Consider the following 15,490-nt stretch of genomic DNA (forward strand, 5'->3'; position numbering starts at 1 on the left):
GAGCGGGAGCAAGCTCCCTCGCCACAAAAGCCCTTATGCCAAGGCTTTGCGCTGAACAGCCTGGGCGCAAATCACCCGACGACGATCATCATCCGCCGAGCGCCATTCGCGGATGTCTTCGACGTGGCGAAAACACCCCAGGCAAACCTTCTGTTCATCCAGCCGGCATACGCCGCTGCACGGCGAAGGCACCGCCGGGCTGACATTGCTGTAAAGCGGTTTGGGCGGACGAACGGGTGCAGGCTGGGTCACGATCTCACAGACCTTCGAAATCGAATTCAGCGCCGGCTTGCTGCTTGACGATGCGCTCAAGCATCTCGCCGAGCTGCTCTTCGCTCTTGTCGCACATCCAGCGCTCACTCTCTTCGTCGTAGTCGAAGTGGAAACCGCCGGACACCGCCGCCAGCCACAGCTGACGCAGGGGTTCCTGGCGACTGAAGATCAACTGGCTGCCGTTTTCGAACTTGACGGTGAGCACACCGGCCGAGCTCTCCAGGTCGATATCCAGGTCGCTCTCATCGAAAATATCCTCCAGCGATTGCTGGGTGGCATCGACCAGATCGTGGAAACGGGCTTCGGTCAAACTCATTGCGGCAACCTCAAAAAGTGTCTGTTCACGCTCAAGCGCCGCAAGATACGGCCGAGCCCCGGTGATTGCAAAGGATAACGACCAAGCGCCGATATAGGTACATCAAACGCGATCCCTGTGGGAGCGAGCCTTTGTGGTGAGGGGATTTCTCCCCGTTGGGTTGCGAAGCCCCAGCAGTTCAAGGTTAAACGGGAGTGCTTGCGACTGCTGCGCAGCCGAACGGGGATAAATCCCCTCACCACAGGCTCGCTCCCACAGGGATTGCACCTAACTGGCCAAGCCCCGCCGGACGGGAGCCCGGTCGCATAGGCAAGCTGCCGGGTGGCCGGTATACTCCGGCGCAATTAACGCATTTTCAAGGATTTCGCCATGAAGCGCCTGATCTCTTCCCTTGCCGCGCTCCTCGCGGTTGCCTGTCTTGTGTCGGCCTGCGGTCAAAAAGGCCCGCTGTACCTGCCCGACGAAAACCAGGACCCAGCCGAGCAAGCGCAGTCCTCGCAAAAGCAGCCGTCGAAAGCACACAAGCACGACGTCTACCAATAAGGGAACGCCATGGACGCTTTTAACTACCGTGACGGTGAGCTGTTCGCGGAAGGTGTTGCCCTGTCCGCCATCGCCGAACGCTTTGGCACACCGACCTACGTCTACTCCCGCGCCCACATCGAAGCCCAGTACCTGGCGTACGCCGATGCGTTGGCCGGCATGCCGCACCTGGTCTGCTTCGCGGTCAAGGCCAACTCCAACCTGGGTGTTCTGAATGTCCTGGCGCGTCTGGGCGCCGGTTTTGACATCGTCTCCCGTGGCGAGCTGGAACGCGTTCTGGCCGCCGGCGGCAGCCCCGACAAGATCGTGTTCTCCGGCGTCGGCAAGACCCGTGATGACATGCGCCGTGCTCTGGAAGTCGGCGTTCATTGCTTCAACGTCGAATCCACCGACGAGCTGGAGCGCCTGCAAGTGATCGCCGCCGAGCTGGGCGTTCGCGCACCGATCTCGCTGCGCGTGAACCCGGACGTCGATGCCGGCACGCACCCGTACATTTCCACCGGTCTCAAAGAGAACAAGTTCGGCATCGCCATTGCCGACGCCGAAGACGTGTACGTCCGCGCCGCGCAACTGCCAAACCTGGAAGTGGTCGGCGTCGATTGCCACATCGGATCGCAACTGACCACCCTGCCGCCGTTCATCGACGCCCTCGACCGCCTGCTGGGCCTGGTCGACCGCCTCGGCGATTGCGGCATCTACCTGCGCCACATCGATCTCGGTGGTGGCCTGGGCGTACGTTATCGCGATGAAGAGCCGCCGCTGGCCGCCGACTACATCAAGGCTGTGCGCGAGCGTCTCGACGGTCGTGACCTGGCGCTGGTGTTCGAGCCGGGCCGCTTCATCGTCGCCAACGCTGGCGTGCTGCTGACCCAGGTCGAGTACCTCAAGCACACCGAACACAAAGACTTCGCCATCGTCGACGCGGCCATGAACGACCTGATTCGTCCGGCGCTGTACCAGGCCTGGATGGACGTCACCGCCGTGCGCCCTCGCGCGACCGCCGCTCGTGCCTACGACATCGTCGGGCCGATCTGCGAGACCGGCGATTTCCTGGCCAAGGATCGTGAATTGGCCCTGGAAGAAGGCGACCTTCTGGCCGTGCATTCGGCCGGTGCTTATGGGTTTGTCATGAGTTCCAACTACAACACCCGCGGCCGTGCCGCCGAAGTGTTGGTGGACGGTGATCAGGCAGTTGAAGTGCGTCGCCGTGAGACGGTAGCCGAGTTGTTTGCTGGCGAAAGCCTGCTGCCGGAGTAAAACCATGCTGCTGCGTTTTACCAAGATGCACGGCCTGGGCAATGACTTCATGGTCCTCGACCTGGTCAGCCAGCACGCGCACATCCTGCCCAAGCACGCCAAGCAATGGGGCGACCGGCACACCGGCATCGGTTTCGACCAGTTGTTGATCGTCGAAGCGCCGAGCAACCCGGATGTGGACTTCCGTTATCGGATCTTCAACTCCGACGGCTCCGAAGTGGAACAGTGCGGCAACGGTGCGCGCTGTTTCGCCCGTTTTGTGCTCGACAAGCGCCTGACCGCAAAACGGCAGATTCGCGTCGAAACCAAAAGTGGCATTATCGAGCTGGATATCCGCAGCGACGGCCAGATCAGCGTCGACATGGGCGCACCGCGCCTGGTGCCGGCCGACATCCCGTTCGTTGCCGACAGTCAGGCACTGAGCTACTCGCTCGACGTCGACGGCGCAGCGGTTGAACTGGCCGCCGTGTCGATGGGCAACCCGCATGCGGTGTTGCGCGTCACGGATATCAACAACGCACCGGTGCATGAACTGGGGCCGAAAATCGAACATCACCCGCGCTTCCCTGCACGGGTCAATGTCGGCTTTCTCCAGGTCATCGACCGGAACCGCGCGCAGCTGCGCGTCTGGGAACGTGGCGCCGGGGAAACCCAGGCCTGCGGCACCGGCGCCTGTGCTGCTGCAGTGGCCGCGATCAGCCAGGGGTGGATGGATTCGCCGCTATTGATCGACCTGCCCGGCGGGCGTCTGTCCATTGAATGGGCAGGCCCAGGCCAACCGGTCTTGATGACCGGCCCGGCAGTCCGTGTTTACGAAGGACAAGTACGTCTTTGAGTGAGTCAAACCCATGACCGACAAGCCCCAGGTTCCCGCCCGACAGCCCGACGAATCCCCTTCCGAAAGCCTTGAGGCGGCGGCGATTGCCGCGTACCTGGAGGCTCATCCGGACTTCTTCGTCGAGCACGAAGAATTGCTCCCGGCCATGCGCATTCCGCACCAACGTGGCGACACCATCTCGCTGGTCGAGCGCCAGATGACCATCCTGCGCGACCGCAACATCGAATTGCGTCATCGCCTCTCGCACTTGATGGACGTGGCCCGCGACAACGACCGCCTCTTCGACAAGACCCGCCGCCTGATTCTCGCCTTGATGGACGCCACCAGCCTGGAAGACGTGGTGATCAGCGTCGAAGACAGCCTGCGCCAGGACTTTCAGGTGCCTTTTGTCAGCCTGATCCTGCTGGGTGACAACCCGATGCCGGTCGGCCGCTGGGTGACCCACGCCGATGCGCAAACAGCCATTGGTGGTTTGCTCTCGGAAGAAAAAAGTGTCAGCGGCAGCCTGCGCGAGCATGAACTGGACTTCCTGTTCGGCGAAGAGCAGCGCAAGCAGATCGGCTCGACCGCCGTCGTTGCCATCAGCCATCAAGGCATCCACGGCATACTGGCTATCGCCAGCCGTGATCCGCAGCACTACAAAAGCTCGGTGGGCACGCTGTTCCTGAGTTACATCGCCGAAGTCATGGGCCGCGTGCTGCCACGGGTCAACAGCTCGCTGCGCTCGGTACGCTGATCGTGGAACGGCAACTGGACGCTTACTGCGAACACCTGCGCAGTGAGCGACAGGTGTCGCCCCACACGCTGTACGCCTACCGCCGCGACCTCGACAAGGTGCTGGGCTGGTGCGTCAAACAGAACATCGACAGCTGGGCCGCGCTGGACATCCAGCGCTTGCGCAGTCTGATCGCTCGTTTGCATTCCCAGGGTCAATCGTCCCGCAGTCTTGCGCGGCTGCTCTCGGCCGTGCGCGGGCTCTATCATTATTTGAATCGCGAAGGTCTCTGCGATCACGACCCGGCCAACGGTCTGGCGCCGCCGAAAGGCGAACGACGGCTGCCGAAAACTCTCGACACTGACCGCGCGTTGCAGCTGCTTGAGGGTGCGGTGGAGGATGATTTTCTGGCACGTCGGGATCAGGCGATTCTTGAGCTGTTCTACTCCTCAGGCTTGCGCCTGTCGGAGCTGACAGGGCTCAATCTCGATCAACTGGACCTGGCCGACGGCATGGTCCAGGTGCTCGGCAAAGGCAGCAAGACCCGGTTGTTGCCGGTGGGCAAAAAGGCCCGCGAAGCGCTGGAGTTGTGGTTGCCATTGCGGGCCATGACCAACCCGGCAGATGACGCAGTGTTTGTCAGCCAGCAAGGACGGCGCCTCGGCCCTCGGGCGATTCAGGTGCGGGTCAAGGCTGCTGGCGAACGCGAACTGGGGCAAAACCTGCATCCGCACATGTTGCGGCACTCCTTTGCCAGCCACTTGCTGGAGTCCTCGCAAGACCTGCGCGCGGTGCAAGAACTGCTCGGCCACTCGGACATCAAGACCACCCAGATCTACACCCACCTGGACTTCCAGCACCTGGCGACGGTCTACGACAGCGCCCATCCACGGGCCAAACGCATTAAGGGCGATGATTCATGACCATCCAATTGATCACCTTCGACCTCGACGACACCCTGTGGGACACCGCCCCGGTGATCTTCAGCGCCGAAGCCATACTGCGTGAATGGCTGACCGAACATGCACCGAATCTGGGCGCGGTGCCGGTGGAGCATTTGTGGACGATTCGCGAGCGCATTCTGAGCAGCGAACCGGGCCTCAAACATCGCATCAGCGCATTGCGTCGGCGAGTGCTGTTCCATGCGTTGGAAGAGGCCGGCTATGACCATGGCCAGGCGTCCGACCTGGCTGATCAGAGTTTTGAAGTGTTTCTGCATGCGCGGCATCAGCTCGAAGTATTCCCCGACGTGGAGCCAACGCTGGAGGTTCTGGCCAAACACTACGCGCTGGGCGTGGTCACCAACGGCAACGCCGATGTGCGTCGGTTAGGGCTGGCGGATTACTTCAAGTTTGCGTTGTGCGCCGAGGACATCGGCATCGCCAAACCGGATGCGCGACTGTTTCATGAAGCGTTGCAGCGTGGTGGGGCAACGGCCGAGACGGCGGTGCATATTGGCGATCACCCGGGTGATGACATTGCCGGGGCGCAGCAGGCGGGGTTGCGGGCGATCTGGTTTAACCCGCAAGGCAAATTGTGGGAAGCGCAGAAGGCGCCGGATGCCGAGATTCGCAGCCTGACCGAGTTGCCGGCGTTGCTGGCGCGGTGGAATGCCCATCAACCCTCTTGATAACACGCGGCTCCTACAAGGGTTGCGCCAAGCCTGATCCTTTTGTTCCACCCATAAAAAAGCCCGCAGCGACGGCGGGCTTTTTCAGCAAGCAAGGGCAGACGCTTAGATAGGCCGGCTGCCGTACTTGTTGTCAGGCTTCTTGGGAGGATCGGCGACCACATTGGCCTCCACTTCCTGCACCTTGCCGCCCTTGGCCAGGAACTCTTCCATGGCCCGCGCGAGCGCATCGCGCTCTTTGTTTTTTGCTTCGACGCTCGGCAGCTCATCGACCGATACCGCAGCCTTGGCCTTGCCTTTGGCAGTCGGAACGGGCGCTTCACCGCCGTCGTCTTCAACGACGTCGTCCGTCGCTGCTTCCAGGCCTTCTTCGGTTTCGTCGTCGTCGCCTACTTCGAGGTCGTCGTTTTCCAGATCATCGTCGCTCATGTTCTACCTCATGACTTGCGAAAAGCAGATTAGTTATAGCCCAGCTTCACCGTCTGTCGACAGCCGCCGGAAAAATTCAATAACCACGGGTGACCAGTGGTTCATGCCCCTTCACCATGCACGGTGGCGAGGACTTTACGGGCACCGCCATGATCACGGTGCTCGCCCAGATAAACGCCTTGCCAAGTCCCCAACGCCAGTCGGCCTGCCGAGATCGGCAAACTGAGCTGACAGCCAAGCACGCTGGCCTTGAAATGCGCCGGGAGGTCGTCCAGGCCTTCGTCGTTATGCTCATAGCCGTCTGCTCCTTGTGGGATCAGACGATTGAAAAATCGTTCGAAGTCGCGACGTACCGCCGGATCGGCGTTCTCGTTGATGGTCAACGACGCCGAGGTATGCTGCAGCCACAAATGCAACAGACCGACCCGACACGCCTTGAGTTCAGGCAGGCCGGCGAGTAACTCGTCCGTTACCAGATGAAAGCCCCGGGGCCTCGCCCGCAGGGTAATCAGAGTCTGTTGCCACATACAGTTCTCCGCACGTTCGGGGCGCATTCTAGCGCGCTCTGGGAAAAAACAAAGGCCCTAATATTCCTTCAATCATGTAAGCCATTGGCCGCAGAAAAACGCCCGTCGTAAACGCCACTAAACGTGTACGAAAAAACCTTTCAGCAGTTCCTTCACTGACAAATTCCAGACAAAAAAATGCCCGGCAAGCCGGGCAAATTTTTATGCGCGTGTTTACAAGTTGTAGCCGCGTTCGTTGTGGAGTGCCAGATCGATGCCGACGGCCTCTTCTTCTTCGGTGATACGCAGACCCATGACGGCGTCCAGCACCTTGAGAATGATGTAGGTGACGATCGCGGTGTAGATCACCGTGAAGCCCACGCCTTTGCACTGAATCCAGACTTGTGCGGCGATGTCGGTGACGGTGCCGAAGCCACCCAGCGACGGAGCGGCGAACACACCGGTCAGGATCGCGCCGAGGATACCGCCGATGCCGTGCACACCGAAGGCGTCCAGGGAATCGTCATAGCCGAGTTTGCGTTTCAGCGTGGTCGCGCAGAAGAAGCACACTACGCCCGCTGCCAGACCGATCACCAGAGCGCCCATCGGGCCCACGGTGCCGGCGGCCGGGGTGATTGCAACCAGACCGGCGACCACACCCGAAGCAATACCCAGTGCACTTGGTTTGCCGTGGGTGACCCACTCGGCGAACATCCAGCCGAGTGCGGCGGCGGCGGTTGCGATCTGAGTCACGAGCATTGCCATGCCGGCAGTGCCGTTGGCTGCTGCAGCGGAACCGGCGTTGAAACCGAACCAGCCGACCCACAGCATCGCCGCGCCCATCAGGGTGTAACCGAGGTTGTGCGGTGCCATCGGGGTGGTCGGGAAGCCTTTGCGCTTGCCCAGCACCAGGCAGGCAATCAGGCCTGCCACACCGGCGTTGATGTGCACCACGGTGCCGCCGGCGAAGTCCAGCACGCCCCAGTCCCACAACAGGCCGCCGTTGCCGGACCAGACCATGTGCGCGATCGGTGCATACACCAGAGTGAACCAGATGCCCATGAAGATCAGCATGGCGGAGAATTTCATCCGCTCGGCGAAAGCACCGACGATCAGCGCAGGGGTGATGATGGCGAAGGTCATCTGGAAGGTGATGAACACCGCCTCAGGGAACAGCGCCGCCGGCCCGGTGAGGCTGGCTGGCGTGACACCGGCGAGGAAAGCCTTGCCCATGCCGCCGAAGAACGAATTGAAGTTGACGACGCCTTGTTCCATGCCGGTGGTGTCGAACGCGATGCTGTAGCCATAAATGACCCACAGAATGCTGATCAGACCGGTAATGGCGAAGCACTGCATCATCACGGAAAGAATGTTTTTCGACCGAACCATGCCGCCGTAGAACAGCGCGAGGCCGGGAATGGTCATGAACAGCACGAGGGCTGTCGAGGTCATCATCCAGGCGGTATCGCCGGAATTGAGGACTGGGGCCGCCACTTCGTCTGCCGCCATGGCCAGGCTGGGCATTACGAGGGACAACAGGGCTCCTAGCCCTGCGAATTTACGCAGAGTCATATTGTTTTCTCCTGGGGCGTTGGGTTTGTGGCGGCTTAGATTGCGTCGGTATCGGTTTCGCCGGTACGGATGCGAATCGCCTGTTCCAGATTGACCACGAAGATCTTGCCGTCACCAATCTTGCCGGTGTTGGCCGCCTTGGTTATCGCCTCGATAACCCGGTCCAGATCCTTGTCGTCAATGGCGACATCGATCTTCACCTTGGGCAGGAAATCGACCACGTATTCCGCGCCGCGATACAGCTCGGTGTGACCCTTCTGCCGACCGAAGCCTTTGACTTCAGTAACGGTAATGCCCTGCACGCCGATCTCGGACAACGACTCGCGCACGTCGTCCAACTTGAACGGCTTGATGATGGCAGTGACTAGCTTCATGAAAACTCTCTCCCGAATTGGTGGACTTGCCCCAGGAAAACAAACCCGACTCAAGTCTAAGCGCAGTGCCTGGCTTTGTAACGCATCGTCGGCCTTACCTGCCCGTCCGACGCCAGCTAACCGCTCCGTACGAAACACTTCCCCCGTTCCGCTTGGCGCACTGCATTCGTCACATCGACTGCATCAGTGCATGGGTCACTACCGACTAAGCAGAAAGCTTGCCATCTCGCCAAAAGCCCTTGATATCAAGCGCTTGCCTGCAACGGCGGGTTGCTGCGCTCGATTGCCCGATGCGTAACGCACAACAACAGTGCGATGCCGTCCGTCCGCATGCGCGAAAAGCGTGCATCCCTGCGGTCGGGATTGACTATAGACACTGCGTGATACACTGCCCGCCATTGTTTTAAGGACATTTCCCATGCTCGCGCCCAAAGACTTCCTCGACGCCCTGACCGGCACCGCCTCCCGCCTCTTCAGCGGCGACACCCCACTGCCGAAAAGCGAAATCGAAAGCCAGTTCAAGGCGTTGTTGCAGAGCGGCTTCAGCAAACTGGACCTGGTGAGCCGGGAAGAGTTTGATAGCCAGATGGTTGTGCTCGCACGCACCCGTGCGCGGCTGGAGAGTCTTGAGGCGAAGGTGGCGGAACTGGAAGCGAAGCTGAATCCGCCAACCGAATAACCCTGTGATTTGAAATACAGCCCCCCTGTGGGAGCGAGCCTGCTCGCGATGAACGCCAGAGCGCCGCGGTGATCCAGTAAACACGGGGCTTCGTTAACGACCATCGCGAGCAAGCTCGCTCCTACTAGTGGGCATTAGGTCTCGCTGAAGCTCGCAACATCCAGCCAAAGTTTGGCGCCTCCGCCCCCACGCTAAATCACCACCTTCGAACTACCCTTCAAAAAACCGCAGGAAGCGGTGCTCTTCAGCTCAAGGAATGACCATGTCCCTCTCCATCGTCCACAGCCGCGCCCAAATTGGCGTGGATGCGCCCGCCGTCACCGTCGAAGTCCATCTGGCCAACGGTTTGCCCTCGCTGACAATGGTTGGTTTACCCGAAGCAGCGGTGAAGGAAAGCAAGGACCGGGTGCGCAGTGCGATCATCAATTCGGGGCTGCAATTTCCGGCGCGGCGGATCACGTTGAATCTGGCCCCGGCCGATTTGCCGAAGGATGGTGGGCGGTTTGACTTGGCGATAGCCTTGGGGATTCTCTCCGCCAGCGTGCAGGTACCGACGTTGACGCTGGATGATGTGGAATGCCTGGGAGAGTTGGCGCTGTCGGGCGCGGTGCGTGCCGTGAGGGGTGTGTTGCCGGCAGCGCTGGCCGCCCGCAAAGCCGGACGCTCGCTGATGGTGCCGCGAGCGAATGCGGAGGAGGCATGCCTGGCATCGGGGCTGAAAGTCATCGCCGTGGATCACTTGCTGGAAGCAGTGGCGCATTTCAATGGCCACACGCCGGTTGAGCCCTACGCTTCCAATGGTCTGCTTTACGCCAGCAAACCCTATCCCGACCTGAATGAAGTGCAGGGCCAACTCTCGGCCAAGCGCGCTTTGCTGATTGCAGCGGCCGGGGCTCATAACTTGCTGTTCAGCGGCCCGCCAGGGACCGGAAAAACACTGTTGGCGAGTCGGTTGCCAGGGCTGTTACCGCCATTGGCAGAAAACGAGGCGCTGGAGGTCGCGGCCATTCAATCAGTCACCAGTTGCGTCCCTTTGAGTCACTGGCCGCAACGACCGTTTCGCCAGCCCCATCACTCGGCCTCCGGGCCGGCGCTGGTGGGCGGTGGTTCGAAACCGCAACCCGGCGAGATCACCCTCGCCCACCATGGCGTACTGTTTCTCGACGAACTGCCGGAGTTTGATCGCAAGGTGCTCGAGGTTTTAAGAGAACCGCTGGAGTCCGGGCATATCGTGATTTCCCGGGCAAAGGATCGCGTGCGGTTTCCGGCACGCTTTCAATTGGTGGCCGCGATGAATCCGTGCCCCTGTGGATATCTCGGCGAACCCAGTGGTCGCTGTTCCTGCACGCCTGACATGGTTCAACGCTACCGCAACAAACTCTCCGGGCCACTGCTGGATCGGATCGATCTGCACTTGACGGTCGCCCGTGAGGCCACGGCTTTGAATCCCGCAATCAAACCCGGTGACGACACCATGACCGCTGCCGTTCTGGTTGCCGACGCAAGGGAGCGGCAACACAAACGCCAGGGTTGCGCCAATGCTTTCCTTGATCTGCCGGGCCTGCGCAAGCATTGCAAGTTATCCACACCCGATGAAACCTGGCTGGAAACCGCCTGTGAACGGCTGACCTTGTCGCTGAGATCGGCCCATCGACTGCTCAAGGTCGCGCGGACCCTGGCGGACCTCGAGCAGGTCGAGGGCATTACTCGCGAACATCTGGCCGAGGCGTTGCAGTATCGACCGAGCACCCACTGACCGGCATCATTCCTTGGTCAGATCTACCAACGGTGTTTGCCTCACCTCAGTCTCCCGGCCACCCTGAATTTCGGTTACACGCTTCAATGCGTTATCCACAGCGCTCTTGTCTGCCAGCAAGCTGTAGTTGATCTGGAATTGCCTGTGTTCTTTCGGCGCAATCGTCGGTACTAAACCGAGTGGGCGCTGATATCGACGGTTGTAGGAAAAACTTGTCCCTGGCTCCAGCCCGGTGACATAGCCCTGGCCTTGGGTATCGGTGTTTTTCCACAGGGAAAACACGGGCAGCGTTTGAGTGTTGAAGCCGACCGAAACGCCCAGGTTGCCCGCCTTGTCATGCAGTACTGTCAGCGTATCGCCCTTGGCGTCGGCATACGGCACGACGTTGTACACCGTCTCGTCGTAATCCTTGGTTGGCGCGCGGTAGGTCTGCCAGTCCGGCAGTTCCGCTTTCGCTTTGTCGTTGAACGGCGACACCTGTTTCACCGGCGCGGCGAAGCGGGCGCCCTGCTCGAGAAACGGGGTGCTGAAGTTACTGTGGTACAGCGCCTGGTATTCCTTCGGGTAGTCGCCGTTGTTGGTCAAGGTGTCGTTGAGGCTGAAGCTCACACTGCCTGGTTCGGTGACCAGTTCGGTCGCGACAGAGAAGTCGACTTTCTTGAACGCCTGCTCTTTCAACTCGCCACGCAGGCTGATGGCATACGGCGGTTTTTCATCGATGTGCAGGGTGACTTTGCTGGCCGGGATGTTGGCAGCGCGACCATGCAGGGTCAGCAATTCGCCGTTGTCCATGCCGGGGTGACCGACCCACTCGTAACCGCAGCGGGTGACCAGTTCGTTGAAGCCCTCCAGCCAGCCCAATCCACCACGACCGTTGAGTTCGATGAAGGATGGATTGACCACTTCCTTGACCGGCGAATCCCAGCCCATGCGCACATTACCGACCGAGGCCTGCAGGACGTTCATCCCGCGAGTCGGCACCACTGAGAGTTTCATCGTGCCGTTATCGATGTCGACAATGCTGACGCCCTCCTGCCGACCGCCGTGCAGAGTTCGCAGGGTTACGGAAAAGGGTTTGTCGGTTTTCACCCCGAGCTGCTGGCTGGTGATTTGCCAGTTCTGGGCAGCCTTGTCGGTGTCGAGCAAGACGTAGTCCCAGGCCATCGCATGGGAGGCGGCGGAGAACGCGCTGAGGGCGACGATGAGTTTGAGCGGAGTCATGGCGGGAGCCTTTATTGGAGTTGTGCCATTTTTATAGACTTGCTGAAACGATTCATCAAGCTAAAAAATGAGACAAAGCCAAGAAGACAATTTGGGGATAATTGATCCGCGAATGTGCGGCAAATCGAAAATGGGGTCGATCCATTCGCGAACAGGCTCGCTCCCACATCAGGTCGGAGGTGAACACAGCATTTGTGAACACCTAAGATCAACTGTGGGAGCGAGCCTGCTCGCGATGACTACTTCAGAGACGCCTCAACGGAAGCGGTCAACCTCTTGGCGCAAGTCCGCCGCCAGACTCTCCAGCTCTTTAGCGGTGATTGCCAGGTTCGACACCACTTCCCGCTGCTCACTGTTCGCCAGCGCAATGCTTTGCAGATTGCTGCTAAGCAAGGTCGCCGTGCTGCTCTGCTCCTGAGTCGCCGTGGTGATCGCCGCGAATTGCTGGCCAGCCGAACGACTTTGCTCATCGATCCGCGCCAGCGCCGAAGCGACGTTGGCGTTACGCGACAGGCCTTCCTGCATCAGCACATTGCCTTGTTCCATAGTGCTGATGGCGTTGCCGGTTTCCTGCTGAATGCTTTGAATCATCCCGGAAATCTCGTCGGTGGCCTGGCGAGTACGCGATGCCAGGTTGCGCACCTCGTCAGCCACCACCGCGAAGCCACGCCCCTGCTCACCGGCACGCGCCGCTTCGATGGCCGCGTTGAGCGCCAGCAAGTTGGTTTGCTCGGCAATCGAAGTGATCACCCCGACAATCCCGCCGATTTCCTGAGAGCGTTGACCCAAGGTGTTGATCACCGTGGCGGTGCTGTTCAGTGCACCGGCAATTTGCTCCAGGGACGAGGATGCTTCGTCCATCGATGTACGACCGATCTGGGTTTGTTGTGCGTTTTCCTGAGCCAGACGTTGAGTGCTGCCCATGTTGTCGGCAATGTTCAACGAGGTGGCGCTGAACTCTTCCACGGCACCGGCCATGCTGGTGATTTCGCCCGACTGCTGCTCCATGCCTTCATAAGCACCGCCGGACAATCCGGACAAGGCCTGGGCACGGCTGTTGACCTCCTGCGAGGCCTTGCGGATGTGCTCGACCATCGTCGACAGCGCCTGGCTCATCTGGTTGAAGGCGCGGGCCAGCTGACCGATTTCGTCGCTGCTCGATACGCTCAGGCGCACGCTCAGATCACCGGCGCCCAACGCTTCGGCCTGCCGAACGAGGTCACCCAGCGGTGCGAGCTTACTGCGCAGCAACCAGACAGCGGAGCCCACGGCGATCAACATCGCCAGCAGGCTGCCAATGGCCAATTGAATGCCGACAGCCCAGGTGACAGCACGGATTTCGCTTTTCGGCATGCTCGCCACGACCGACCACGGCCCGCCTTCAAATGGCACGGCAATGCTGTAGAAGTCTTCGGACTTGTCGCTCCAGAACTCACCTTTACCCGGCGTCTTGGCCAGGCTGTTGATCGTCTTGACCGCTTGATCCGGTGCTTGCACACCCGCAATTGGCACCAGCCATTTGTTCTGCTCATCGAGCAAGGCCAAAGAACCGGTCTGCCCGATGCGGAAGCGTGCGAGGTTGGCAAATTGCGCGTTCTGAGCGTCGGTGTAATCGAATCCTACGTACAACACGGCAATGACCTTACCGCTGCTGTCGCGCACGGGGGTGTACTGCGACATGTAGAAGCGTTCGAACAGCAAGGCTCGGCCCACGTAATTTTGCCCCGCCAACAGGCGCGCGTAAGCCGGGTTCGCGTGATCGAGCAATGTGCCGATGGCGCGGCTGCCGTCCTGTTTAGTGACGTTCGTACTGACTCGAATGAACTCATCACCGCTGCGCACGAACACCGTCGCAACGCCCGCGGTCATTTGCTTGAACTCGTCCACTTCCTTGAAGTTGTTGTTCAGCACTTCACTGCCCAGGTGCAGGCCCGGGGTCTGCGTGCCCGCCACGGCCACCGGTTCGTCCGGGTGCACGCTCAGACCCGCGCTGAAGCGCTTCTCGAACAGGCCGGCCAGGCGCTGGGTGCTTTCACGCAACGTGCCGTGAAATGTACTCAACTGGTCGGACAGCAAGCGGGCTTCGCTGGCCAGGTGCTCTTCGCGGGTAGCAAGGTTGGCCGTGTCCAGCGAACGCAAGGCGAACACGGTGCTGCCGCTGATGACAATCGCCAGAATAACGGCGAGCGCAAGTCCAAGCTGTGAGGCAATCCGGGCACGAGGTTGAGACATGACAGCTCCTGGCCAAGTGACCGGATCTTCATTGATCGGCTGCTCAGCAAATTTTCTAATAATGGGAATTGCGTCGAACCTGCACGAAGGTTCCATCTGCAGATTTTCGGCGGCAAACCTGAATACTTGAGTAATCAGCCGGGATATGGCTCAACGCCTCTATCTCGACGGCTCTAACGATTCAGCTCAAGTGCTCGACATCCGGCAGCTTCATTGCAAGGGCTTCGCCTTGGAGAAAATCGCTGAGACGGCGCAAACGATCACCTCCCGGGCGTGTTTTCGGCCAGACGAGGTAATAATGCTCACCGCTGGCGACGGCAGTCGGCCACGGCAAACTCAGACGCCCCTGCGCCACATCCTCGGCCACCATCAACAGATCGCCCATCGACACGCCATAACCCCGAGCGGCAGCAATCATCCCCAGTTCAAGCGTATCGAACACCTGTCCGCCCTTGAGCGACACTTGATCGGTCAGCCCCATGCGCTCCAGCCAGTTGCGCCAGTCACGCCGGTCCGGCGTGGGGTGCAGCAGTTCGGCATTGGCCAGGCGTGCGACATCCCACGGTTGATCCTTCAGAAGATTCGGCGCGCCCACCGGAATCAGCTCTTCGGGGAACAGGAAACTCGCCTCCCAGTCCGGTGGAAAATGCCCATTACTGAGGATCACGGCGCAGTCGAACGGCTCATGGTTGAAGTCCACCGAATCGACGTCCATCCAGGCGCTGGTCAGTTGCACCTCGTTGCCCGGTTGCAGGTGGCGGAAACGGCTGAGCCGCGCCAACAACCAGCGCATGGTCAGGGTGGACGGGGCTTTCATGCGCAGGATGTCATCTTCTGCGCGCAAGGTATTGCAGGCGCGCTCGAGTGCCGTGAAGCCTTCGCGGATGCCGGGCAGGATAAGCCGCGCCGACTCGGTCAGTTGCAGATTGCGCCCGCTGCGGTGAAACAGCCGACAGGCGAAATGCTCTTCGAGCGTACGAATGTGCCGACTGACCGCACTCTGCGTGATCGACAACTCTTCGGCCGCACGGGTAAACGAGCTATGCCGCGCCGCCGCTTCGAATGCACGAAGGGCATACAAGGGAGGAAGACGACGAGACATGCGAAAAGCTCCTATAGCGCAGTTGCGTCAACTTATCAGAATCTCCC

17 protein-coding genes are annotated in these 15,490 nt (G+C 60.3%); 8 read left to right on the plus strand and 9 right to left on the minus strand.

All coding sequences use genetic code 11. The features are described 5' to 3' along the window. Nucleotides 1-33 precede the first annotated feature (33 nt). Together KJF94_RS25565 and cyaY are read right to left on the minus strand one after the other, a co-directional pair. Nucleotides 34-252 carry a DUF1289 domain-containing protein gene (locus KJF94_RS25565; protein ID WP_010465092.1) on the minus strand — a complete coding sequence of 73 codons (219 nt, stop codon included), beginning with the start codon at nt 250-252 and terminating at the stop codon, nt 34-36. A 4-nt stretch (nt 253-256) separates the two neighbouring features. Then, nucleotides 257-589 (minus strand): iron donor protein CyaY, encoded by a 333-nt coding sequence (gene cyaY, locus KJF94_RS25570; RefSeq protein WP_017341439.1) that lies wholly within the window; start codon nt 587-589, stop codon nt 257-259. 369 nt (nt 590-958) lie between these two features. Here cyaY and lptM point away from each other — a divergent pair, with 369 nt between their 5' ends. The 6 genes from lptM to KJF94_RS25600 are packed head-to-tail and all read left to right on the plus strand — an operon-like array spanning nt 959 to nt 5,572. Then, on the plus strand, nt 959-1,132 hold the full coding sequence (gene lptM, locus KJF94_RS25575) for an LPS translocon maturation chaperone LptM (protein WP_214379759.1): 174 nt from the start codon (nt 959-961) through the stop codon (nt 1,130-1,132). 9 nt (nt 1,133-1,141) lie between these two features. Further along, complete coding sequence (gene lysA / locus KJF94_RS25580) at nt 1,142-2,389, plus strand: diaminopimelate decarboxylase (protein WP_214379761.1); 1,248 nt, start codon at nt 1,142-1,144, stop codon at nt 2,387-2,389. 4 nt (nt 2,390-2,393) lie between these two features. Continuing rightward, on the plus strand, nt 2,394-3,224 hold the full coding sequence (gene dapF, locus KJF94_RS25585; RefSeq protein ID WP_017341442.1) for a diaminopimelate epimerase: 831 nt from the start codon (nt 2,394-2,396) through the stop codon (nt 3,222-3,224). A 13-nt stretch (nt 3,225-3,237) separates the two neighbouring features. Then, nucleotides 3,238-3,963, plus strand: a complete 726-nt coding sequence (locus tag KJF94_RS25590; RefSeq protein ID WP_214379763.1) for a DUF484 family protein — start codon at nt 3,238-3,240, stop codon at nt 3,961-3,963. A 2-nt stretch (nt 3,964-3,965) separates the two neighbouring features. Continuing rightward, nucleotides 3,966-4,865, plus strand: coding sequence for a tyrosine recombinase XerC (gene xerC, locus KJF94_RS25595; protein WP_007942372.1), 900 nt, complete (start codon nt 3,966-3,968; stop codon nt 4,863-4,865). Next, nucleotides 4,862-5,572, plus strand: coding sequence for an HAD family hydrolase (locus KJF94_RS25600; RefSeq protein ID WP_214379765.1), 711 nt, complete (start codon nt 4,862-4,864; stop codon nt 5,570-5,572). Before xerC ends, KJF94_RS25600 begins: the two co-directional genes overlap by 4 nt. Before the next feature lie 105 nt (nt 5,573-5,677). Here the strand turns inward: KJF94_RS25600 and sutA are convergent, their stop codons facing one another. From sutA to glnK, 4 genes are all read right to left on the minus strand, one after another. Then, nucleotides 5,678-6,001 (minus strand): transcriptional regulator SutA, encoded by a 324-nt coding sequence (sutA, locus tag KJF94_RS25605; RefSeq protein ID WP_214379767.1) that lies wholly within the window; start codon nt 5,999-6,001, stop codon nt 5,678-5,680. 101 nt (nt 6,002-6,102) lie between these two features. Next, entirely contained in the window at nt 6,103-6,528 is a 426-nt protein-coding gene (locus KJF94_RS25610) for a secondary thiamine-phosphate synthase enzyme YjbQ (protein WP_214379769.1), read from the minus strand. A gap of 213 nt (nt 6,529-6,741) precedes the next feature. After that, nucleotides 6,742-8,079 (minus strand): ammonium transporter, encoded by a 1,338-nt coding sequence (locus tag KJF94_RS25615; protein ID WP_214379771.1) that lies wholly within the window; start codon nt 8,077-8,079, stop codon nt 6,742-6,744. Nucleotides 8,080-8,114: 35 nt separating this feature from the next. Beyond that, nucleotides 8,115-8,453, minus strand: coding sequence for a P-II family nitrogen regulator (gene glnK / locus KJF94_RS25620; RefSeq protein ID WP_002555808.1), 339 nt, complete (start codon nt 8,451-8,453; stop codon nt 8,115-8,117). A gap of 418 nt (nt 8,454-8,871) precedes the next feature. On the opposite strand from glnK, the gene KJF94_RS25625 reads away from it, so the two are divergent. Both KJF94_RS25625 and KJF94_RS25630 read left to right on the plus strand, forming a co-directional pair. Beyond that, nucleotides 8,872-9,132, plus strand: a complete 261-nt coding sequence (locus KJF94_RS25625) for an accessory factor UbiK family protein (protein ID WP_008030504.1) — start codon at nt 8,872-8,874, stop codon at nt 9,130-9,132. Nucleotides 9,133-9,394: 262 nt separating this feature from the next. Continuing rightward, nucleotides 9,395-10,888: a YifB family Mg chelatase-like AAA ATPase gene (locus KJF94_RS25630; protein WP_214379773.1), complete on the plus strand. Its 1,494-nt coding sequence runs from the start codon at nt 9,395-9,397 to the stop codon at nt 10,886-10,888. A 6-nt stretch (nt 10,889-10,894) separates the two neighbouring features. Here the strand turns inward: KJF94_RS25630 and KJF94_RS25635 are convergent, their stop codons facing one another. From KJF94_RS25635 to KJF94_RS25645, 3 genes are all read right to left on the minus strand, one after another. Further along, entirely contained in the window at nt 10,895-12,109 is a 1,215-nt protein-coding gene (locus KJF94_RS25635; RefSeq protein WP_214379775.1) for an aldose 1-epimerase family protein, read from the minus strand. Between the two features lie 255 nt (nt 12,110-12,364). Next, nucleotides 12,365-14,341 carry a methyl-accepting chemotaxis protein gene (locus KJF94_RS25640; RefSeq protein WP_214379776.1) on the minus strand — a complete coding sequence of 659 codons (1,977 nt, stop codon included), beginning with the start codon at nt 14,339-14,341 and terminating at the stop codon, nt 12,365-12,367. Between the two features lie 181 nt (nt 14,342-14,522). Then, on the minus strand, nt 14,523-15,443 hold the full coding sequence (locus KJF94_RS25645; RefSeq protein ID WP_214379778.1) for a LysR substrate-binding domain-containing protein: 921 nt from the start codon (nt 15,441-15,443) through the stop codon (nt 14,523-14,525). Nucleotides 15,444-15,490: the final 47 nt, after the last annotated feature.

Source organism: Pseudomonas hormoni (genome assembly GCF_018502625.1).
GTDB lineage: Bacteria > Pseudomonadota > Gammaproteobacteria > Pseudomonadales > Pseudomonadaceae > Aquipseudomonas > Aquipseudomonas hormoni.